Genomic DNA, 18,435 nt, shown 5'->3' with positions numbered 1-18,435 from the left:
AACCTTGTGGACGGTTGTCCAGCGAGGTTTGCGTGTTCTGGCTGCCGCAGTGCGTGAGGTAGAGCCCCCGCAGCCAACTCGTTGACGTGCCCACGGGCGGATGGACGAAGCTTGACCTCGACAGGGTTCGCTACTACTCCACCCACCCGATTAGCGTCTGGGCGACGGATCGATAGCCTGACGGAATGATCACAGTCGCGGTCACGCTCATACGAGACGCATTGCCCAACGTACGGCGATTCGTGGACGGCAACTGGGCCATGGCCTTAACCATCTCGTGGTGGTCACCGATGGACCCCCGGACACCGATGTGCACACGATCTTGGCCCAGCATCCTCAGGTGAGCTTGGTCGTCACGAATGATGCGTGGTGGGGAGACGACTATATCGAGACGCTCAACGGACGCCAGCGCGTGGCCGCGAACCTTGTTCGGGTGGCCTGTGCCGAGGTCGGCAACATCGATTGGCTGTTCTTTCTCGACGGCGACGAGGTGGCGTTGCTGGACCTCGATGTACTGCGGCAGGTTCCGGCTGAAGCCCCGGCAGTTCGCCTTTGGCCACTCGAGTCGGTGGCGCAGCACTCCAGTGACGCAGGCCGTGTTTTCAAGCGCTTACTCACCAAGCGCGAGCTGCGGAGTCTGCGTCGGGCCGGCCTACTCGAGCGCGCCAACAACGCTCGCTTCTTCCATGGGCATGTCAGTGGAAAAGTGGGCATCCGTCCACGCCCGGACACTCGACTAGGCGTGCACGCGGCCGAAGACGACCGGGGCAACAAGCTCGAGGCCTACGAAGACGCCGCGCTGCGGCACCTTCACTTCGAGTCACCAACGTTCGACGAATTCGTACGCAAGTGGACGGCCCTCGCCGCCTCGGGTCCTCCGCCAGCTATGCGCGATCGGCGAGCTGAGGTTCTGCGTGCGTTCCCGGATGTCCAGAACGTTGATGACCCGGCGGTCGCAGATGACCGGCTCCGCAGTCTCTACGACGACTTCGTCCTTGAAGACACCGACGCCTTGGACGCCTTCGGTGTGCTAGAGCGGATCGAAGTCTCGGTGCCGACATGGACACCTACACCGATGCCCTCGCAGGTACTGATCGAACTTGAGCACCAGATCCATCGACACGAACAACTGCCCAAACGGCTGTTCCTGCCCGCGACCCGTACAACCGAGTTTGTCGCCGCACGACGAGCGGTCGAGGTGCAGAAGGCGACCGGCGAGGCAGCCTCATAGGCCGCTGGGTAGAGCTCGACCACCCCGGGCGCCCGCGAGTGCGCAGCCGTCATTTGACCTGCTCGGTGGGGCATCATCCACTCGGATCTAGCAATTCCAGTGCCTGCAGGGCAGAACCAAGCGCGAGGTTGCACGCGAGGTCGTCAGCCGGCTTCAACGCGACGAGCGACTCTTTCAGAGCCTCACGGTCGGAGTCCTCATGACATTGGCCGACTACGACCCCGCGTTCAAGCACCTCGCGCGCGGACTCTGTGCGGACTCTCGGCACCCGTTAGGCATCTGCCCTGCGCAAACGCTGCGATTCAGCGGTAGTTGGTGAACTGGACCGCGAAGTCGTAGTCCTGCGACTTCACCAGCGCCCGGACTGCCTGCAGGTCGTCGCGCTTCTTCGAGGAGACGCGGAGCTCGTCGCCCCGGACCTGCGCCTTGACGCCCTTGGGGCCCTCGTCCGGATCAGCTTGGAGATCTTCTTGGCGTCCTCGGTGGTGATGCCCTCCTTGAGCACGATGTCGATCTTGGAGACCCGGCCGGACTGGCGCGGCTCGGAGGCATCGAGGATCTTCAGGCTCTGGTCGCGCTTGATCAGCTTGTCCCGGAAGACGCTGAGCACGGCGCTGGCGCGGTCGTCGGCGGAGGCCACGATCTCGATCGCCTGCTCGCCCTTCCACTCGATCGAGGCGCCGGTGCCCTTGAAGTCGAATCGGGTGGCGATCTCGCGGGCCGCCCGGCTCAGCGCGTTGTCCACCTCCCCGGCGGTCGAGCTTGCTCACGATGTCGAAGCTTGAGTCGGCCATGGGGCTCCTCCGGTTTTCTGTCTGGGTCGGTCTGACGCTATCCTCGTCTCTCGTTGCCTCCCGACCAAGCTCGCCCTTGGTGGGGGGTCAGCACGGCAGATTGCCCGAGCGGCCAATGGGAGCGGACTGTAAATCCGTCGGCTTACGCCTTCGAAGGTTCGAATCCTTCATCTGCCACCAGCGGCCCCGCATTGTCGGGGCCGTTCGGCATTTCAGGGCCCGCTCGCGTCGCCGTGTCGCAGGTCACAGGTTCCGTGGGGAACAAGGTTGTCCGGGGTTCAGTTCAACCGATTACTTGAAGATTCAACTAAACTAGGAGAAACCCCCATGGACTTCGTCGTCCTCCTCGCCCGTGTCCTGTTCGCCGCCATCTTCGTGGCCTCCGGCATCGGCCACCTGACCGCCACCGCGGCCATGACCGGCTACGCCCAGTACAAGGGTGTGCCCGCCGCCAAGCTGAGCGTTCTCGCCTCCGGTGTGCTGATGATCGTCGGCGCCGTCTCCGTCGTCCTCGGTGTCTGGGGCGACCCGGGCTCGCTGCTTCTCGCCGTCGCCATCGCGCCCATCCCGGTCCTGATGCACAAGTTCTGGAACGAGGAGGGTGAGGCCAAGATGAACGAGCAGGTCCAGTTCAACAAGACCCTGTCGCTCGTGGGTGGCGCGATCGCGCTCTTCGCGCTGTTCGCCCTCGTGCCGGACCTCGGCCTCACCATCACCGGCCCGCTCTTCTCGGTCTGAGTCCCGCTCTGACCCGCGAGCCACGCAGCACGGCCCCCGATCGTCCGGTCGGGGGCCGGTTCGGCATCTGTACGGCGCTCACTGCGATGCTGACGACGTGAGCACGGAGCAGATCCACGACATCGGCCGCCGCCGGGCGTGGGCCATCTGGGGCGTCGCACTGTCGGTCTACGTGCTGGCCGTCTTCCACCGCAGCTCCCTCGGTGTCGCCGGGCTGTTGGCGTCCGAGCGCTTCGACATCAACGCCACCAGCCCGGCGACCTTCACCGTCCTCCAGCTCGTCGTCTATGCCGGCATGCAGGTGCCCGTCGGTGTGCTGCTGGACCGCTTCGGGTCGCGGGCGTTGCTGTTGTGCGGGCTGGTGCTGATGACCGCGGGGCAGCTGGCTTTCGCGTTCAGTACGTCGTTCGGCGCCGCGGTCCCGGCACGGGCCGTCCTCGGGGCCGGCGACGCGATGGTCTTCGTCAGCGTGATCCGGATCGTGAGCGTGTGGTTCCCGGTGCGGCAGGCCCCGATGGTCACCCAGCTCACGGGCCTCACCGGGCAGATGGGCGCCATCGCCGCCGCGGCGCCGCTGACCTTCCTCCTCGACCGGCTCGGCTGGAGCAGGGCCTTCGCCACGGTCTCGTCCATCGGCGTGCTCCTGCTCATTGCCGTCGTGTTCCTGGTGAAGGACTCGCCGTACAAGCGAGACGAGGTGGTGCAGATCAAGCTCCGTGCCCCGGCGCAGTCGGTCAGGACCGTGTGGGGAAACCCCGGCACGCGACTGGGCATGTGGTCGCACTTCACGTCGCAGTTCTCCGGGACGGTGTTCGTCCTGCTGTGGGGGTTCCCGTTCCCGGTGCGCGGCCTCGGCTGGTCGGCAGGTGGCGCCAGCGCACTGCTGATGGCGATGACCGCGTGGGCGGTGGTGAGCGGGATCCTGCTCGCGCCTCGGTCGCGCGTCTGCCCTTCTACCGCTCGTGGATCGTGATGGGCGTCGTGCTGATCATGGCAACGGCGTGGACGGCCGTGCTGCTGTGGCCGGGGGTCGCCCCCGACCCGGCTGGTGGTCGTGATGACCTTCGCCACCGCGAGCGGCGGGCCGGCGTCGATGGTCGGCTTCGACCCGGCGCGCTCGTTCACGCCGGTGCAGGCGATCGGTCGGGCCAACGGGCTGGTCAACGTCGGGGGGTTCACGGCGTCCCTGCTGGTGATGGCCTTCATCGGCATCGTGCTCGACCCGGTCGAACCGGGCGGCATGGACGCCTACGCGCTCGACGACTACAAGCTCGCGATGGCCGTGCAGTACCCCTTCTGGATCTTCGGCATCGTGCAGATCGTGCGCTACCGCCGCCGCGGCCTCGACCACCTGCGGCGCGTCCATCCCGGTGCCGTGGAGGGGCTCCGGGCAGGCCGGCCATTCGTGCACCCGGGGATCGGCTCCGAGGGCGTCTGAGCTCGACCAATCCGTGACGCGGGTCACTCCGAACCTTCCGAGAGGCCGCCGCCCCGGGCGGACCCCATCGAAAGGTTCTGACCCATGCGCGTTCCGCATCTCCGTCGTCCCTCGCCGTCCATGGCCGTCTCCATCCCCGGCCCTCGTGATCGCCACCAGCGGCACGTCCGTCGCTGCCGCGGGTCTCATCGACAGCGGCGACGTCAAGAACAATTCCCTGAAGTCCGGCGACATCAAGAACGGCTCGCTCCGCAGCGCGGACGTGAAGAACGGCTCGCTCCGGGTCAAGGACTTCGGCGACAACCTGCCCGCCGGCCCGAGGGGTGACACCGGTCCCGCTGGCCCGGCCGGTGTCGGTCGCTGGGCCCCGGGTCGACGCGACCGGCGCGATCATCGCCCAGTCCGGAGGCTTCACCGTCACCGCGGCCTATCCCACCCCGGCCCCGATGGGTGCCGACGTGGCGGGCCTGCGCGCCAACGGCAACGTCTACATCAACGCCGGCGAGAACCTCGTCGACAACGGTGTGCTCGCGGTCGTCGCACTGCAGAACACCGTCGACCAGAACGGTGACACCATCACCAACGGTCGCGCGCCCGGCGCGGACAGCAATCCGGAGTTCTCCGGCGAGATCGCGGCGGCGATGTGCCAGCCCACGATCGTCAACTGCGCCCCGCCCGGCACCGGCAACACCAACCACCCGGTGGTCAGCCCGCGCAACAGTGACGGCTCGGTGACCACGGCCGACACGCGCAAGCGGTTCTACGTGGTCGTCACCGGCAGCTCGACGAGCTGAGCGACGTCGTCAGCGGTCGTGGTCCTCGAACTGCGTGTTGAAGGGCGACGTCTTGTTGGAGGCCATCTCGCGGGCCTCCTCGACGGTGAGTCCCTCGATGGCAGCCATGATGTCGAGGCCCACGGCGCTGACCTCGGGTCCGGCCACGAGCGGCACGATCGTGTGCACGAGCCGGTCGGCGTACGCATGGATCATCGTGAACGACTGGCCGCCGTCGACGCCTGACACGAAGCGGTCGACCGGCGCCGGGTCGGAGGTGTAGCAGCTGGCGGAGGCCACCGAGACCGGGACGCCCTCGAAGAGCGAGTACGTCGAGAAGTGCAGGTGTCCCGCGAGGATCCCGCGCACGTCGGACCCGCGCACCACTGCGGCAAGGCGGTCCTGCTCGAGCAGCTCGATCAGCTCGGCCGCGCGCAGCATCGGCAGCGGGAGCGGCGGGTGGTGCAGCGCGAGCAACGTGCCGTGCTCGGCCGGGGGTGGCCAGCACATCGGCCAGCCATGAGAGCTGGTCGTCGCTCAGCTCGCCGTGGTGGTAGCCCGGCACGCTGCTGTCCAGGGGAGATGATCCGCAGCCCGTCGACCTCGTGGACCCGGTCCTGCGGGCCGTCGTCGTCGGTGTCGAAGAGGCCGCGCGCGTAGTCGGCCCGCCTCGTCGTGGTTGCCCATCACCCACACCACCTCCGCGCCCATCTCCGCTGCCGCCGGTTCTGACGATCGCGCGCAGCTTCGCGTACGCCGCGGGCTCGGCCTTGTCCGCGAGATCGCCGGTGAACACCAGCGCCTGCGGAGGCGGGTCGACGGCCGCGAGCCGCTCGAGCGCGAGCAGCAGGCCCTTCTCCGTGTCGACGGCGCCGTACTGCAGGACGGTGGCCAGCAGGTGGGGGTCGGAGAGGTGGGCGATGACGTGGCGGGGAGGGCCGTGCTGGCCGAGCTGCTTCACGTCCGGAACTCTAGGACTGTTCGGGCCGAGTTCACCCTCCCTTTGTGGCGGCGTCGGCGAGGCTGCCTACGTTGCCCTCATGTTGACTCGGGGGTTTGCCGGCTCTCTGCTGGTCCTCATCGGTGGTGTCGTGATCTCGACGCTGCCCGACTCGACCGCCCTCATGCAGATCGCGCTGCTGCAGGACCTGCGCGGCGCGGAGGCCGGCCGGATGGCCGGGCTCGCCGTCGTCCTCCTCGGTCTGGGCCTGTACGCCGCCGCGTGGCTGCGGCTGTGCCGGGACGTCGCACGGACCGAGGGCGAGGACCGCGAGGACGCCCACGGCCCTCGTCCGCTACGCGACCGTCGTGTGGTCCGCCCCGCTCGTGCTCGCGCCGCCGCTGTTCTCCCGCGACGGCTGGTCCTACGCCGCACAGGGCGTGCTGGCGCACTTCCGGATCTCGCCGTACGAGCACGGTCCCGGGGTCCTCGTCGGGCCGATCGTGCAGGGCGTCGACCCGCGCTGGATGGAGACCGCGGCGCCGTACGGACCGATCCCGCTGCTCTTCGGTGACGCAGTCTCCGGCCTGACCGGCAACCCGTGGATGCTGGTGATCGCCTACCGCTTCTTCGCGCTGGTCGGGCTGGTGCTGCTGGCGTGGTCGGTGCCGAGGCTCGCGTCGTGGGCGGGCGTCAACCCCGCCCCCGGCGTCCGCGTTGGTGCTCTGCTCGCCGCTGATGCTGGCGCACGGCGTGGGCGGCCTGCACAACGACCTGCTGATGGCCGGGCTGATGGCCGCCGCGCTCGTGGTGGGCGTCGAACGGGGCTGGATGTGGGGTGCCGCCGTCGGCGGTCTCGCCGCGGCGGTGAAGCTGCCGGGCGGGCTCGTCTGCATCGGCATCGCCCTGATCGCGCTGCCCGTCGGAGCGTCGCTCGCCTAGCCCAGCGTCCGGCGCTTCGCCGAGGTCGGCGCCGTCGCGTGCGGCGCCCCGGTCCTGCCGGGCCTGCTGGCCGGTCTCGGTGTCGGCTGGGTGCACGCGCTCGGCGTCCCCGGCACGGTCAAGGTGCCGCTCTCGATGCCGACGATGCTGGGCGCCTTCCTCGACCTCGTCGCCCGCGTGCTCGGCACGGGGCTGGCTCCCGACACGCTCCTCGGCATCGTGCGCGCGCTCGCGCAGGTGGCGGCACTCGCCATCGCCGCACGCGTGGCGCTGACCCGGCGCACGGGTGACCGCGCCGAGGCCGCCCGCGCCGTGGCGGTGGTCATGGGCGTGCTGATCGTGCTCAGCCCCGTGGTGCACCTGTGGTACTTCCTCTGGGCGCTGCCGTTCCTTGCCACCATCCGGCTGCCCCGGCTCGGGACGGTCGGTCTGCTCGCGGCCGTCGTCATCTCGGGACTGGTCGCACCGCTCGACTCGTCGCTGCACGGGGCCTACGTCGCGATCGTGGTCGGCTCCCTGCTGGTGACCGCCCTCGTGCTGGTCCTGCTGGCGACACGGACGGCGCGCGAGCGGCTCGAGAAGATCGCGACGGCGCCTCAGGTGGCCGGCAGGATCCTGCCCGTCACCTCGCCCAGCGTGATGGTGCCGCCGGACGTGCCGCGTGCGGTGTAGCGCAACGTCACCACGTCGCCGTCCTCGACGAAGGTCCGCTCCACACCGTCGAGCAGGAACGGCTCCTTGCCGCCCCACGACAGCTCGAGGAACGACCCGCGCTGGTCGGGCTCCGAGCCCGAGATCGTGCCCGATCCCCACAGATCGCCGGTGCGCACACTCGCGCCGTTGACGGTCGTGTGGGCCAGCATCTGCGCGGGTGACCAGTACATCGAGGCGTACGGCGGACGCGAGACCACGCTCCCGTTGAGCACCACCTCGACGGCGATGTCGAGGCCGGCTTGCTCGCCGACGGCGAGGTAGGGCAGGGGCTGCGGGTCCCGGCCCGGCATTTCGGTCCGGGCTGCCTCGAGTGCGGCCGGGGGTGTGACCCAGTGGCTGATGGACGTGGCGAAGGACTTGCCCGGGGAACGGGCCGAGCGGGACGTACTCCCGGGCCCGGATGTCGCGCGCGGACCAGTCGTTGAGACCGACGACGCCGAAGGTGTGGTCCTTGAACGCGTCGGTCGACACCCGCTCGCCGAGAGCTGTCCCGACGCCGACGACGAACCCGAGCTCGGCCTCGATGTCGAGGCGGCGCGACGGGCCGTAGGTGGGCGCGTCGTCCGTCGGCGCCTTCCGTTGCCCGCAGGGCCGGACGATGTCGGTGCCGCTGCCCACGACCGTGCCGGAACGACCGTGGTAGCCGACGGGCAGGTGCTTCCAGTTGGGCAGCAGCGGCTCTCGGTCGGGGCCGGAAGATCCGGCCGACGTTGGAGGCGTGGTTCTCGGAGGCGTAGAAATCGACGTAGTCGCCGACCTCGATCGGCAGGTGCAGCGTCACCTCGTCGAGGGGGTGCCGGTGGTGGCCGGTCTCGAGGAGGGCGGGCAGTGAAGCGCGGGTCGACGCCCACACGTCGGGGCCGAGCGCCATGAAGGCGTTGAGCGAGGGCTGCGCGAACTCGGCCCGACCGGTCGCGGCCGCCGGGTCGAGGACCGTGTCCTCGAACCGGACGCCCACCCTCCTGTCGCCGTCGGGCGTGGAGAAGACGCCGTACGGCAGGTGGTCGATGCCGAATCCGGCGGTCATGGGCGCTCCGAGAGTCCGAGGTCGGTCAGGTCGGCGACGGGTTCGAGGATCGAGCACGATCCGACGCTCGTGAACCACCGTCGCGCCTTGGTCAGGTCGAGCTCGCGCACGAGTCCGAGCAGCTCGGCCTCGTCGGTCAGCTCGAGCGTCTCGGCGACGTCGGCGGCGCCGAGTCCGGAGTCGGCCTCGGCGGTCGCGGCCAGCACGTTGAGGAAGCCGTGGTGCTCGAACCCGGTCTCCGCATACCGATGGCGTACGGCGTTGTGCAGCCCGGCAGTGCACTTGAACGTGAGCTCCCGGTCGAGCGCGGCATCGACCCGGGCGGCGACCCGGCCGGACGCCGGGAAGAGGTGCGCCTCGACCCCGCCCGTGCGGAACTTCAGCCTGAGCTCGGCGGCGGCCACCTCGTCGGCCGCGGCCTCCCGAGCGTAGGTCACGTCGCCCTGCGGCAGCTCCACGAAGATCGGCGTCTCGTCGTCGAGGGCGCCGTCCATCCGGGCGGCGTCGACGGCGGCCACCACCCGCCGGGCGTTGCCGGCCGAGTCGTCGGGGTCGCGGAGCGCGATCTCTAGCCCGGCGACGGGATTGCCGGCCCGGCCCGCGAGCTTGAGCGCGCCGGCGATCGCGCCGGCCCCGCCGGTGACCACGATCGACAGCGGGACGTCGGCCGCGGACACGTCCGGCACTCGCTGGTCAGTGATGACGAGGGAGGCCACCAGATCGGCGTACCACTCGTCGCGACGGGCCCTGAACGCCTCGACAGCGTCGGGCAGCTCGGCGTTGCCGGGCGGGAAGACGGCCGCGTCGTCGAAGAAGCCGGACCAGATCTCTGGAAGCTCGTTGCTCACGCCGTTACTGTAGTCAGTAGGCGCATAGCGGACGAGATGTGCCGATTATCGGACAAGGACGGCAGATGGCTCACTACCGAAGTGTCGGGGCGATCCCGCCCAAGCGGCACACGCAGCACCGCGACGCAGACGGCGCGCTGTACTACGAGGAGCTGATGGGGGAGGAGGGCTTCTCCTCCGACTCGTCGCTGCTCTACCACCGGGGCGTCCCGTCCGCGCTCGTCGACAGCCGGGTGTGGGAGCTCGCCGACCAGACGCGTACGCCCAACCACCCGCTCAAGGCGCGGCACCTCAAGCTGCACTCGCTCGAGACCGGCACGTGCCCCGTCGAGGGACGCCGGCTCGTCCTCGGCAACAACGACGTCCGCATCTCCTACGTGGTCACCGGTGGACAGTCGTCCCCGCTCTACCGCAACGCCATCGGCGACGAGTGCGTGTACGTCGAAGCGGGCACCGGCACCGTCGAGTCGGTCTTCGGCGTCGTGACCTACCGCGCCGGCGACTACGTCGTGATCCCGCGCGCGACGACCCACCGCTGGGTGCCTGAGTCGGAGAGCCGGCTGTACGCGATCGAGGCGAACAGCCACATCCACCCGCCCAAGCGCTACCTGTCGAGGTTCGGGCAGTTCCTCGAGCACGCCCCCTACTGCGAGCGCGACCTGCACGGGCCGTCGTCGCCGTACGTCGTGGAGGGGGAGAACGTCGACGTGCTGGTCAAGCACCGCACCAGCGCCGGCATCGTCGGCACCCGGATGACGTATGCGACGCACCCGTTCGACGTGGTCGGCTGGGACGGCTGCCTGTATCCCTACACGTTCAACATCGACGACTTCATGCCGATCACCGGCAAGATCCACCAGCCGCCGCCGGTGCACCGGGTCTTCGAGGGCTGGAACTTCGTCATCTGCAACTTCCTGCCGCGCAAGGTCGACTACCACGAGCTCTCGATCCCGGTGCCCTACTACCACTCCAACGTCGACTCCGACGAGGTCATGTTCTACGTCGGCGGCGACTACGAGGCGCGCAAGGGCTCGGGCATCAACCTCGGCTCGATCTCCCTGCACCCCGGCGGCTACGCCCACGGCCCGCAGCCGTCCGCGATCGAGGCCTCGCTCGGTGCCGACTACTTCGACGAGTCCGCCGTCATGGTCGACACCTTCGCTCCGCTCGAGCTCGGCGAGGGTGGCCTCGCCGTCGAGGACCCGGCCTACGCCTGGACCTGGGCAGGTCGTGGCCCCGACGACGGCGACGATCCGGCGGTGTTCAGCAACTCCTAGCCGGGCTGGGGAACGATCGGGTCGTTGTACGGCGATCCGCGGACCCGATGGTTCCCCGCTGCCGCAGTTGGGGAACGAGATCGGGCCGGCCGGCGCCTGTACGCCCCGATTCGGTTCCCCAACCGAACGCCGGGGCTAGTTCACGGCGTTGCTGATCAGTTCTTCGACAGCGACCCGCGAGCCAGCACGCCCACCATCACGAGCGGGATCGCCGCCGCCAGCACGTGCGGGAAGGGCGTCATGATCGCCGGGAAGGCCGTGAACAGGAGCCCGATCACTGCGACGGCGCCGAAGAGCCGCTGCGTCGTTGCCCTCCCTGCGGCCACATCGACCGTCGCGGGATCGTCGCCGTGGATCAGTCGCGCCACGCCGATCGAGGCTCCGGAGAGCAGCAGGAGTGCGACGAAGGTGAGCACGAACGAGCCAGCGACCTCCGGATCCCCGCCGCCGATGACGGCGACTGTCACCGCGAGGCTCAGCAGGGCAACCGCCGCGACGACGGCGATGGCAATGCCGAGACGGAGCTGAGCAGGCGTGGTTGGGTTTGTTTCAGCGGTCACGGGGCAAATCTATGCCGACCGGTTGGATCAGCAGAGAGCGTGGCGCACACAAGATCCGGACGCGGTGCGCGACTTCGCATGAAAGAGTTGAACGTCCTGCGCTCGTGCGCGGACATGGCCGCCTGTCAGGCCCGCTACACCGATCCGCAGCCCACAGGGGGCGCTCTTCTGGTGCGACTCATGGACGAATGCGCCAACGTTGAGACCAACGTCCGCGCCCTGTTCGCGCACTTCGAGCGGATCCTGGACGAGTCCGTCACCGAGTTGCGCGCGACGGCTCGCGACTACGAGGACGCCGACCACGCCAGCGCGGGCAAGTCCGCCAAGACGCGGGGGAAGTTGTGAGATGAGCACCTTCACATCGCCGTACATGTTCACCTGCCCCACGGGCTTTGGCACTCCGATTCCCGCGAGCCTCGACACCGCGCTGCACATAGGCGACTTCATCTCCCTCAGCAGCATCGCCAACTGGGTGGTCGAGAAGATCAGCGGGACTGACCTGCTCGGCGAGTGGGGCGAATGGTGGGCGGGTGACTTCACCCAGTGCGTGGCCGTCGCGCAAGCCCCGGACGAGCTGGCCGAGTTCTGCACCCGGAGCGGCGAACAGATCGAGGCGCGTTGGCACGACCTCGACAAGTCGTGGGACGGCGACGCGGCGGCTGACGCCCGGCACTACTTCAAGGGCCCGGCCCGGGCAATCCGGGCTCAGCAGGCAAACCCGGACGAGATGTCCACGGAATACCAGACCGCCGCGTTCGGGGTCTACGAGGGAGCCAAGGCGGCCGGCGACCTCGTGGCCACGCTGATCGACTACGTGATCGCCGCCGGTGTCGGTGCGCTGGTCACCTTCTTCACCGGTGGGGTCGGCAGCCTGTTTGCAGGCGCTGGTACGGCCGCCGCGGTGCTGCGCATCGCAGACCCGGTCGTCGAAATCATCGAGATCCGAGGCAAGGTGCTCGTGGGAATCGAGGCCGGTCTCGCGATCATCGCTACGGGCACGAGCGCCTTGACCCAGTTCGAGGACTACGCCCTCCCCGGCGGCTACCAGCACAAGGGCGCGTGACAAGGACCGGGACGACCGGGACGCCACGCGCGACGAAGAACCGTTGCTCCGCAGCTTCGAGCCCGGATCCGACATGCACGACTTCGTGAAGCAAGCCCTGCACAAGCTGCGGACCGAGGCGACCACCGACGAGATGCGCCGGGCCGCCGACGACGTCCTCGGGGGACGCAAGTCGTTGTACAACCTCTTCGCCGACCGGGGGTTTCACGGAGTCGATCCGCGACCGGGTCTCCCGCGGACTCGACCTGACGGCAGAGCAGATGACCGACGAGGACCGCGCTCGCCCGGGTGGCGAGCTCGGAGGCGCGGGCGCGCGGAACGACGACTGAACGTATTCACGGCCCGGGTGATCTGATGGCCACATGAGCGCGGGAGAGAAGGTCGACGAGGTCGCGACTCCGCGCTTCGTCGTGTTCATCCCGCTGGTGCTCGCGATGCTCTCGATGATCGGCCCGTTCAGCATCGACACGCCGTTCCCGGCGTTCCCGCACATCCGCGACGAGTTCGGCGTGACCACCGAGCAGCTCCAGCTGATCGTGACGGCCTACCTGCTCGCGTTCGCCGCGATGAGCATCTTCCACGGGCCGCTGTCGGACTCCCTCGGTCGGCGCCCGGTCATCCTCGGATCGGTCGCTGTGTACGCCGTCGCGTCGGCCGCCTGCACGTTCGCGCCCACCTTCGAGCTGCTCCCGGCGGGGCGGGTGCTGCAGGGCCTGAGCGCCGGTGGCGCGACGATCGTCAGCCGGACCGTCATCCGCGACCTGTACGAGGGCGAGCAGGCACAGCGGCTGATGAGCAGGGTCGCGCTGATCTTCGGCCCGGCTCCGGCCATCGCGCCCATCGTCGGCGGCGGGCTGCTGCAGATCGGCCCGTGGGAGCTGGTCTTCGCCTTCCGGGTCTTCCTCGGCGCCGTACTCATCGTCGCGACCATCATCGTGCTGCCGGAGACGCACCCCGTCATCGCGCGGGTGCCGCTGCGGGTCGGTGAGGTCGTGCGCGGCCTGCTCGAGGTCGCGCGTCAGCCCGCGTTCCACCGGCTGGCGTGGGCGGGCGCGTTCGGCTTCGGCGCGCAGTTCCTCTACATCGGCGGCGCGGCGATCTTCGTCGTCGACCTGTTGGGGCTGGGCGAGCTCGACTTCTGGGTGCTCTTCGTGCCGATGATCGGATCGATGATGGTCGGCTCGCTCGTCAGCGGACGGACCGCGGGGCTGGTGACCCAGCGCAAGCTCGTCTCGATCGGCTACAGCGTCACCCCCGGTCGGCGGCGTGATCGGCGTCGGCTTCGCGGCGTCACCGCTGGCGACGGACCTGCCGTGGGCGATCATCGGCCCGAGCCTCATCGGGCTCGGCAACGGTATGGCCTACCCGTCGATCTCGCTGATGATGCTCGACCCGGTGCCCACCCGCCGGGGTGCGGTGATGTCGTGCTCGACGTTCCCGGTGCTGATCTTCAACGCCGTGGCGGCGGTCGCGCTCACGCCGTACGTCGCCACGAGCACGCTCGGACTGGCCGTCGCCGCCCTCGTGATCACCGCGCTCGGGTCGCTGTGCTGGGCCCGGCACTGCTCAGCCACCGCGCCGACTCGGCGCAAGTTGCCGGCCGAGTCGGCGTAACTTGCGCCGACTCGGCGGTGTGTTTGCGCCGACTCGTCAGGCGTGAGCCGGGTAGTCCGTGTAGCCCGAGTGGTCCCCGCCGTAGAACGTGTCCGGCACGGGCGCGTTGAGGGGGAGTCCCTCCTCGAGCCGGCGGGGAAGGTCGGGGTTCGCGATGAAGGACCGGCCGAACGCCGCGGCATCGATCAGGCCTTCTGACAGGAGCCGCGACGCCTTGGCCGCGTCGTAGTTGCCCGCGCCGACGATCACGCCGGGGTGGGCTTCGCGCAGCGAGCGGCGGTAGTCGTCGGTCAGCTCCGGGCCGCCGGCCCAGTCCGGCTCGGACAGGTGGAGGAACGCCGGGTTGCGCTGGCCGAGCTCGCGGGCGACGTACAGGCCGGCTTCCTCGCCGGCAGGATCGGTCGTGCCGTTGAAGGAGCCGATCGGCGAGATCCTCACTCCCACGCGGTCGGCCGACCAAGCGCCGACGACGGCATCGGTGACCTCGAGCATCAGGCGGGCGCGGTTCTCGAGCGAGCCGCCGTAGACGTCGTCGCGCAGGTTGCTGTCCGCGGCGAGGAACTGGTGCAGCAGGTAGCCGTGCGCACCGTGGATCTCGACGAGGTCGAAGCCGGCCTGCGCGCGTTGACGGTCGCACGCCGGTAGTCCTCGATCACGCGCGGGATCTCGTCGAGCTCGAGCGCGCGGGGTCGGGCAGTTGGCGCGGGTCGGGCGGCCGTCCTCACCGCGGATCGTCGTGCGGTTCCTGTACGGCGAAGCGCTGGCCGACACCGGGAGCGCACCGTCGTGGAAGGACTCATGAGAGACGCGACCGACGTGCCACAGCTGCGCGGCGATCCGCCCGCCAGCGGCGTGGACCGCGTCGGTGATCGTGCGCCAGCCGGCGACCTGCTCGTCGTTGTAGATGCCGGGGGGTGTCCATGTAGCCCTTGCCCTCGGGGCTGATCTGCGTGCCCTCCGAGACGATCAGGCCCGCGCTCGCCCGCTGGACGTAGTAGTCCTGCATCAAGGCGTTGGGGACGTCGCCGGGCGGGGTCGCGCGCATGCGGGTCAGGGGGGCCATGAAGACGCGGTGGGGCACGTCCACCGCGCCGAGGGTCAGGGGCTCGAAGAGTGAGGTCACGAGCAGCCCAACCGGCTGCTCGTGGGGGCTATTCCTCCTCAGGCGACGAGGACGCGTCGGGTGACGCTCTCGTGCACCGCCAGCATCGAGTCCACCGTCGCCGACCACGGGAACTGCTCGGCCCGCGCGCGGGCCCCCGTGCGGCGGACCGACTCGGGCCGGGCCGCGAGGTCGAGGACGGCGTCCGCCAGTGACGACGGGTTCGGGCGGCCCCACGCGCCCGACGTCGCGTCGACGAGCTCCCGGGCACCACCGCGGTCGGCGGTCACGACGGGCGTGCCGGCGGCCGGGGCCTCGAGCACCGCCAGTCCGAACGTCTCGCTCGGGCACACCGACAACGAGATGTCGGCCGCGGCGACGTGGCGGGCCGAGTCGCGCCGGCCGTCGATGAAGCCGTGGAACGTCACCGGGGCGTCGCCTGCGAGGTCGACGAGCTCGGACAGGTGCGGGCCGTCGCCGTACACGTCGAGGTGGACGGGCACGCCGCGACGGTGCAGCTCGACCGCCGTGCGTACGGCGAGGTGCGGGCTCTTCTCGCGCGAGAGCCGTCCGAAGTGCGTGAGCCTGAGGGGGCCGGCGTCCCGCGGCGCCGGCGGAGCAGGGCGGAACGTCGAGAGATCCACGCCGAGCGGCACCCGCACCATCGGGCAGTCGGCACCGGCGGCGGCGTTGGTGAACTCGTCCTCGGCATAGCCGGACGTGACCACGATGGTGTCGAAGCTGCGGACCGGGATGCGGTTGAGCAGCGCGATCGACACCTTGGAGGTGGTGTCGAGGCCGGTGCGCATCGCGAACATGTCGCTGAGCCGCTCGTGCGAGAACAGCACCGATCCCACACCCGCTCGGCGAGCCCACCGGGCGACCGGCAGCAGCGTCAGCTTGTCGCTCAGCTCGACCGATGTCGGGCGCCACGACTCGAGCACGTCGGTGACGCGCCGGGGCTCGACGATCAGCCGGTAGCCGCCACCCACCTTGGGCGCCCGCAGCTGCACGACCTCACCGAAGGGTGTCGCGACCCGCGAGTCCGTCGGACCCGGGGATCACCAGCAGGCGTTCACAGCCTGCTTCGACGTACCCCTCCCCGAGAGCATGGATGGCGGTCTTCATGCCGCCCGAGGCGGGCCCGATGAAGTTGGCGAGTTGCGCGATCCGCATGGGGGCACCGTGGCGCACCGCGATGAACGCGGGGGAAGGTGCAGGTGTCCGGCGCGCGACAGCCCGCGCGCTGCGAGGCAGGATGGAGGGCATGAAGCGCTTCCGGAACAAGGGTGACAGTGACCTCGAGGTCGAGCACGGACCGCACACGGCGGCTGGCATCACGGCCGTCGCGAAGGCGATGGAGCTGGGCATCAGCCAGATGGGCGTGCGGCGCACGGCCCAGACGCTGCTGCGACTCAACCAGGTCGACGGCTTCGACTGCCGGGGCTGCGCGTGGCCCGACCCGGATCCGTCGCACCGGCACACGGCCGAGTTCTGCGAGAACGGCGCCAAGGCGGTCGCCGAGGAGGCGACCCGCGAGCGCGTCGGCCCGGAGTTCTTCGCCGAGCACTCGGTCGAGGACATGGCTGGACGCACCGAGTTCTGGCTGGGCAAGCAGGGCCGCATCACCGAGCCGATGGTGCTCCGCGCGGGCGCGACGCACTACGAGCCGATCACCCGGGACGACGCATTCGCCACCATCGCCGGCCACCTGCAGCAGGTCTCGCACCCTGACGAGGCCGTCTTCTACACGTCCGGCAAGGCCTCCAACGAGGCGGCGTTCGTCTACCAGCTCTTCTCCCGCGCCTACGGCACGAACAACCTGCCGGACTGCTCCAACATGTGCCACGAGTCCAGCGGCACGGCGCTCGTCGAGACGATCGGCATCGGCAAGGGCTCGGTCAGCCTCGACGACATCCACCGCGCGTCGCTCATCGTGGTCGCCGGCCAGAACCCCGGCACCAACCACCCGCGCATGCTCTCCGCGCTCGAGGAGGCCAAGGGCAACGGCGCCAAGATCATCTCGATCAACCCGCTCGAGGAGCCGGGCCTCGTCCGCTTCAAGAACCCGCAGCGACCACGCGGCGTCATCGGCACCGGTACGCCGATGGCCGACCTGCACCTGCCGATCCGCATCAACGGCGACCTCGCGCTCTTCCGGGCCATCGGCGCACTGCTGGTCGAGTGGGACGCCCTCGACCACGACTTCCCGGCGACCTACACCGAGGGCTTCGAGGCGTACGCCGCACACGTGGCCGACCTCGACTGGGCGAAGGTCGAACGGTCGACCGGGCTGACTCGCGCCCGGGTCACGCAGGCCGCCGAGATGTTCCGCGACTCCGACGCCACCATCACCTGCTGGGCGATGGGCATCACCCAGCACCACAACTCGGTGGCGGTGATCAAGGAGATCGTCAACGTCGCCATGCTCCGGGGGCAACATCGGGCGACCCGGTGCCGGGCTGTGCCCGGTGCGCGGCCACTCCAACGTGCAGGGCGACCGCACGATGGGCGTCTGGGAGCAGGCCCCAGACCGCTTCCTCGACGCACTTCGCGACGAGTTCGACTTCGAGCCGCCGCGCTGAGCACGGCTATGACACCGTCAAGGCGATCCGCGCGATGCGCGACGGCAAGGTGCGGGTGTTCTTCGGCCCGGGCGGCAACTTCGTCGCGGCCGCCCCCGACACCGAGGTCACCGAGCGCGCCATGCGCAACTGCGCCCTCACCGTGCACGTCTCGACCAAGCTCAACCGCTCGCACGTCGTCACGGGCGGCGAGGCACTGATCCTGCCGTCGCTCGGCCGCAGCGAGCAGGACCTCACCGGCGGCATCCGCCAGCGCGTCACCGTCGAGGACTCGATGTCGGCGGTCCACGCCTCCCACGGGCCGCTCAAGCCCGCGTCCGGGCACCTGCGTTCCGAGGTCGACATCGTCTGCTCGATGGCCCTCGCGACGCTTCCCGGGTCCACGATCCCGTGGGCCGCCATGCGCGACGACTACTCGGTGATCCGGCACCACATCGCGCGCGTGGTGCCGGGGTGTGCGGCGTACGACGACAAGATCAAGCAGCCCGGCGGGTTCGTGCTGCCCCACCCGCCCCGGGACTCGCGGACCTTCGAGACCGGGTCGGGCAAGGCGGTGATCACGTCCACGCCGATCGAGGTGCTGGAGGTCGAGCCCGGGCGGCTGATCCTGCAGACGCTGCGCTCGCACGACCAGTTCAACACCACGATCTACGGCCTCGACGACCGCTACCGCGGCATCAAGGGCGGGCGTCGCGTGGTGTTCGTGCACCCGTCCGACATCGACTCACTCGGCTGGAGCGACGGCGACATGGTCGACCCTGGTCGGTGAGTGGCAGGACCGTGAGCGGG

At 69.7% G+C, this 18,435-nt stretch carries 23 protein-coding genes, 1 tRNA gene and 4 pseudogenes; 17 read left to right on the top strand and 11 right to left on the bottom strand.

The window, feature by feature from the left end; translation table 11 throughout:
- Window positions 1–220: 220 nt before the first annotated feature.
- On the top strand, window positions 221–1,231 hold the full coding sequence (locus LP418_RS08355; RefSeq protein ID WP_336276036.1) for a glycosyltransferase family 2 protein: 1,011 nt from the start codon (window positions 221–223) through the stop codon (window positions 1,229–1,231).
- A 302-nt stretch (window positions 1,232–1,533) separates the two neighbouring features.
- On the opposite strand, the pseudogene LP418_RS08350 reads toward LP418_RS08355, so the two are convergent.
- A pseudogene (locus LP418_RS08350) lies at window positions 1,534–2,025 on the bottom strand (YajQ family cyclic di-GMP-binding protein).
- 94 nt (window positions 2,026–2,119) lie between these two features.
- Between LP418_RS08350 and LP418_RS08345 the strand changes: the two are divergent.
- The 6 genes from LP418_RS08345 (at window position 2,120) to LP418_RS08320 (ending at window position 4,995) form a co-directional block, all read left to right on the top strand.
- A tRNA-Tyr gene (locus LP418_RS08345) sits at window positions 2,120–2,205 on the top strand.
- Between the two features lie 147 nt (window positions 2,206–2,352).
- Window positions 2,353–2,763, top strand: a complete 411-nt coding sequence (locus LP418_RS08340; protein ID WP_257955960.1) for a DoxX family protein — start codon at window positions 2,353–2,355, stop codon at window positions 2,761–2,763.
- A 97-nt stretch (window positions 2,764–2,860) separates the two neighbouring features.
- Window positions 2,861–3,736: an MFS transporter gene (locus LP418_RS08335; RefSeq protein WP_257955959.1), complete on the top strand. Its 876-nt coding sequence runs from the start codon at window positions 2,861–2,863 to the stop codon at window positions 3,734–3,736.
- 84 nt (window positions 3,737–3,820) lie between these two features.
- Window positions 3,821–4,201, top strand: coding sequence for a hypothetical protein (locus tag LP418_RS08330; protein ID WP_257955958.1), 381 nt, complete (start codon window positions 3,821–3,823; stop codon window positions 4,199–4,201).
- A gap of 84 nt (window positions 4,202–4,285) precedes the next feature.
- Window positions 4,286–4,528 (top strand): hypothetical protein, encoded by a 243-nt coding sequence (locus tag LP418_RS08325; RefSeq protein ID WP_257955957.1) that lies wholly within the window; start codon window positions 4,286–4,288, stop codon window positions 4,526–4,528.
- Window positions 4,525–4,995 (top strand): hypothetical protein, encoded by a 471-nt coding sequence (locus LP418_RS08320; protein ID WP_257955956.1) that lies wholly within the window; start codon window positions 4,525–4,527, stop codon window positions 4,993–4,995. Before LP418_RS08325 ends, LP418_RS08320 begins: the two co-directional genes overlap by 4 nt.
- 9 nt (window positions 4,996–5,004) lie before the next feature.
- On the opposite strand, the gene LP418_RS08315 is transcribed toward LP418_RS08320, so the two are convergent.
- Window positions 5,005–5,484 carry a metallophosphoesterase family protein gene (locus LP418_RS08315; protein WP_257955955.1) on the bottom strand — a complete coding sequence of 160 codons (480 nt, stop codon included), beginning with the start codon at window positions 5,482–5,484 and terminating at the stop codon, window positions 5,005–5,007.
- Window positions 5,485–6,282: 798 nt separating this feature from the next.
- On the opposite strand from LP418_RS08315, the pseudogene mptB (LP418_RS32845) reads away from it, so the two are divergent.
- The 3 genes and pseudogenes from mptB (LP418_RS32845) to mptB (LP418_RS08300) all read left to right on the top strand — a co-directional run.
- Window positions 6,283–6,579: pseudogene (mptB, locus tag LP418_RS32845) on the top strand (polyprenol phosphomannose-dependent alpha 1,6 mannosyltransferase MptB); the annotation flags it as partial.
- A 55-nt stretch (window positions 6,580–6,634) separates the two neighbouring features.
- The gene (locus tag LP418_RS08305) at window positions 6,635–6,856 is read left to right on the top strand and encodes a hypothetical protein (protein ID WP_257955953.1); all 222 of its coding nucleotides are present in this window, start codon (window positions 6,635–6,637) and stop codon (window positions 6,854–6,856) included.
- A gap of 54 nt (window positions 6,857–6,910) precedes the next feature.
- Window positions 6,911–7,528 carry a polyprenol phosphomannose-dependent alpha 1,6 mannosyltransferase MptB gene (gene mptB / locus LP418_RS08300; protein WP_336276035.1) on the top strand — a complete coding sequence of 206 codons (618 nt, stop codon included), beginning with the start codon at window positions 6,911–6,913 and terminating at the stop codon, window positions 7,526–7,528.
- On the opposite strand, the gene LP418_RS08295 is transcribed toward mptB (LP418_RS08300), so the two are convergent.
- From LP418_RS08295 to LP418_RS08280, 4 genes and pseudogenes are all read right to left on the bottom strand, one after another.
- The gene (locus LP418_RS08295; protein WP_257956945.1) at window positions 7,453–7,911 is read right to left on the bottom strand and encodes a fumarylacetoacetate hydrolase family protein; all 459 of its coding nucleotides are present in this window, start codon (window positions 7,909–7,911) and stop codon (window positions 7,453–7,455) included. The genes mptB (LP418_RS08300) and LP418_RS08295 overlap by 76 nt on opposite strands.
- Window positions 7,912–7,993: 82 nt before the next feature.
- Window positions 7,994–8,188: pseudogene (locus LP418_RS08290) on the bottom strand (fumarylacetoacetase); the annotation flags it as partial.
- A 205-nt stretch (window positions 8,189–8,393) separates the two neighbouring features.
- Window positions 8,394–8,597, bottom strand: a pseudogene (locus LP418_RS08285) (fumarylacetoacetase); the annotation flags it as partial.
- On the bottom strand, window positions 8,594–9,445 hold the full coding sequence (locus LP418_RS08280) for a hypothetical protein (protein WP_257955952.1): 852 nt from the start codon (window positions 9,443–9,445) through the stop codon (window positions 8,594–8,596). The pseudogene LP418_RS08285 and the gene LP418_RS08280, both read right to left, overlap by 4 nt.
- 65 nt (window positions 9,446–9,510) lie before the next feature.
- Between LP418_RS08280 and LP418_RS08275 the strand changes: the two genes are divergently transcribed.
- Complete coding sequence (locus tag LP418_RS08275; protein ID WP_257955951.1) at window positions 9,511–10,722, top strand: homogentisate 1,2-dioxygenase; 1,212 nt, start codon at window positions 9,511–9,513, stop codon at window positions 10,720–10,722.
- 155 nt (window positions 10,723–10,877) lie between these two features.
- Here the strand turns inward: LP418_RS08275 and LP418_RS08270 are convergent, their stop codons facing one another.
- Window positions 10,878–11,282 (bottom strand): hypothetical protein, encoded by a 405-nt coding sequence (locus tag LP418_RS08270; protein ID WP_257955950.1) that lies wholly within the window; start codon window positions 11,280–11,282, stop codon window positions 10,878–10,880.
- A gap of 87 nt (window positions 11,283–11,369) precedes the next feature.
- Here LP418_RS08270 and LP418_RS08265 point away from each other — a divergent pair, with 87 nt between their 5' ends.
- The 4 genes from LP418_RS08265 (at window position 11,370) to LP418_RS08250 (ending at window position 14,069) form a co-directional block, all read left to right on the top strand.
- A complete protein-coding gene (locus LP418_RS08265) occupies window positions 11,370–11,627 on the top strand; it encodes a hypothetical protein (protein ID WP_257955949.1) in 258 nt (85 codons plus the stop codon).
- A 1-nt stretch (window position 11,628) separates the two neighbouring features.
- On the top strand, window positions 11,629–12,345 hold the full coding sequence (locus LP418_RS08260) for a hypothetical protein (protein ID WP_257955948.1): 717 nt from the start codon (window positions 11,629–11,631) through the stop codon (window positions 12,343–12,345).
- A 73-nt stretch (window positions 12,346–12,418) separates the two neighbouring features.
- The gene (locus LP418_RS08255) at window positions 12,419–12,700 is read left to right on the top strand and encodes a hypothetical protein (protein WP_257955947.1); all 282 of its coding nucleotides are present in this window, start codon (window positions 12,419–12,421) and stop codon (window positions 12,698–12,700) included.
- Between the two features lie 7 nt (window positions 12,701–12,707).
- Window positions 12,708–14,069 (top strand): multidrug effflux MFS transporter, encoded by a 1,362-nt coding sequence (locus LP418_RS08250; RefSeq protein WP_257955946.1) that lies wholly within the window; start codon window positions 12,708–12,710, stop codon window positions 14,067–14,069.
- On the opposite strand, the gene LP418_RS08245 is transcribed toward LP418_RS08250, so the two are convergent.
- Genes LP418_RS08245 through LP418_RS08230 form a run of 4 tightly spaced genes read right to left on the bottom strand, consistent with a single transcriptional unit; the run spans window position 13,996 to window position 16,330 of the window.
- Window positions 13,996–14,865, bottom strand: a complete 870-nt coding sequence (locus LP418_RS08245) for an oxidoreductase (protein WP_257956944.1) — start codon at window positions 14,863–14,865, stop codon at window positions 13,996–13,998. The genes LP418_RS08250 and LP418_RS08245 overlap by 74 nt on opposite strands.
- A complete protein-coding gene (locus LP418_RS08240) occupies window positions 14,756–15,082 on the bottom strand; it encodes an oxidoreductase (protein ID WP_257955945.1) in 327 nt (108 codons plus the stop codon). Before LP418_RS08240 ends, LP418_RS08245 begins: the two co-directional genes overlap by 110 nt.
- A gap of 38 nt (window positions 15,083–15,120) precedes the next feature.
- Window positions 15,121–16,074 (bottom strand): glycosyltransferase, encoded by a 954-nt coding sequence (locus LP418_RS08235; protein WP_257955944.1) that lies wholly within the window; start codon window positions 16,072–16,074, stop codon window positions 15,121–15,123.
- Between the two features lie 4 nt (window positions 16,075–16,078).
- A complete protein-coding gene (locus LP418_RS08230; protein WP_257955943.1) occupies window positions 16,079–16,330 on the bottom strand; it encodes a hypothetical protein in 252 nt (83 codons plus the stop codon).
- On the opposite strand from LP418_RS08230, the gene LP418_RS30505 reads away from it, so the two are divergent.
- Together LP418_RS30505 and LP418_RS30500 are read left to right on the top strand one after the other, a co-directional pair.
- Window positions 16,329–17,846, top strand: a complete 1,518-nt coding sequence (locus LP418_RS30505) for a molybdopterin-dependent oxidoreductase (RefSeq protein ID WP_336275937.1) — start codon at window positions 16,329–16,331, stop codon at window positions 17,844–17,846. The genes LP418_RS08230 and LP418_RS30505 overlap by 2 nt on opposite strands.
- Window positions 17,768–18,415 (top strand): hypothetical protein, encoded by a 648-nt coding sequence (locus tag LP418_RS30500; protein ID WP_336275936.1) that lies wholly within the window; start codon window positions 17,768–17,770, stop codon window positions 18,413–18,415. Before LP418_RS30505 ends, LP418_RS30500 begins: the two co-directional genes overlap by 79 nt.
- Window positions 18,416–18,435: the final 20 nt, after the last annotated feature.

This window comes from Nocardioides sp. B-3 (assembly GCF_024703895.1).
GTDB lineage: Bacteria > Actinomycetota > Actinomycetes > Propionibacteriales > Nocardioidaceae > Nocardioides.
Note: the sequence above shows the minus strand (reverse complement) of the source record. Positions and strands in the feature narration are given on the sequence as shown.

Bases quoted from the DNA above. Each gene is read 5' to 3' on its own strand.
- LP418_RS08315 (WP_257955955.1), bottom strand. From the start codon at position 5,484: ATGTGCTGGCCACCCCCGGCCGAGCACGGCACGTTGCTCGCGCTGCAC.
- LP418_RS08250 (WP_257955946.1), top strand. From the start codon at position 12,708: ATGAGCGCGGGAGAGAAGGTCGACGAGGTCGCGACTCCGCGCTTCGTC.
- LP418_RS08230 (WP_257955943.1), bottom strand. From the start codon at position 16,330: ATGCCCTCCATCCTGCCTCGCAGCGCGCGGGCTGTCGCGCGCCGGACA.
- LP418_RS30505 (WP_336275937.1), top strand. From the start codon at position 16,329: ATGAAGCGCTTCCGGAACAAGGGTGACAGTGACCTCGAGGTCGAGCAC.
- LP418_RS08340 (WP_257955960.1), top strand. From the start codon at position 2,353: ATGGACTTCGTCGTCCTCCTCGCCCGTGTCCTGTTCGCCGCCATCTTC.
- LP418_RS08325 (WP_257955957.1), top strand. From the start codon at position 4,286: ATGCGCGTTCCGCATCTCCGTCGTCCCTCGCCGTCCATGGCCGTCTCC.
- LP418_RS08255 (WP_257955947.1), top strand. From the start codon at position 12,419: ATGCACGACTTCGTGAAGCAAGCCCTGCACAAGCTGCGGACCGAGGCG.
- LP418_RS30500 (WP_336275936.1), top strand. From the start codon at position 17,768: ATGCGCAACTGCGCCCTCACCGTGCACGTCTCGACCAAGCTCAACCGC.
- LP418_RS08330 (WP_257955958.1), top strand. From the start codon at position 3,821: ATGACCTTCGCCACCGCGAGCGGCGGGCCGGCGTCGATGGTCGGCTTC.
- LP418_RS08275 (WP_257955951.1), top strand. From the start codon at position 9,511: ATGGCTCACTACCGAAGTGTCGGGGCGATCCCGCCCAAGCGGCACACG.
- LP418_RS08260 (WP_257955948.1), top strand. From the start codon at position 11,629: ATGAGCACCTTCACATCGCCGTACATGTTCACCTGCCCCACGGGCTTT.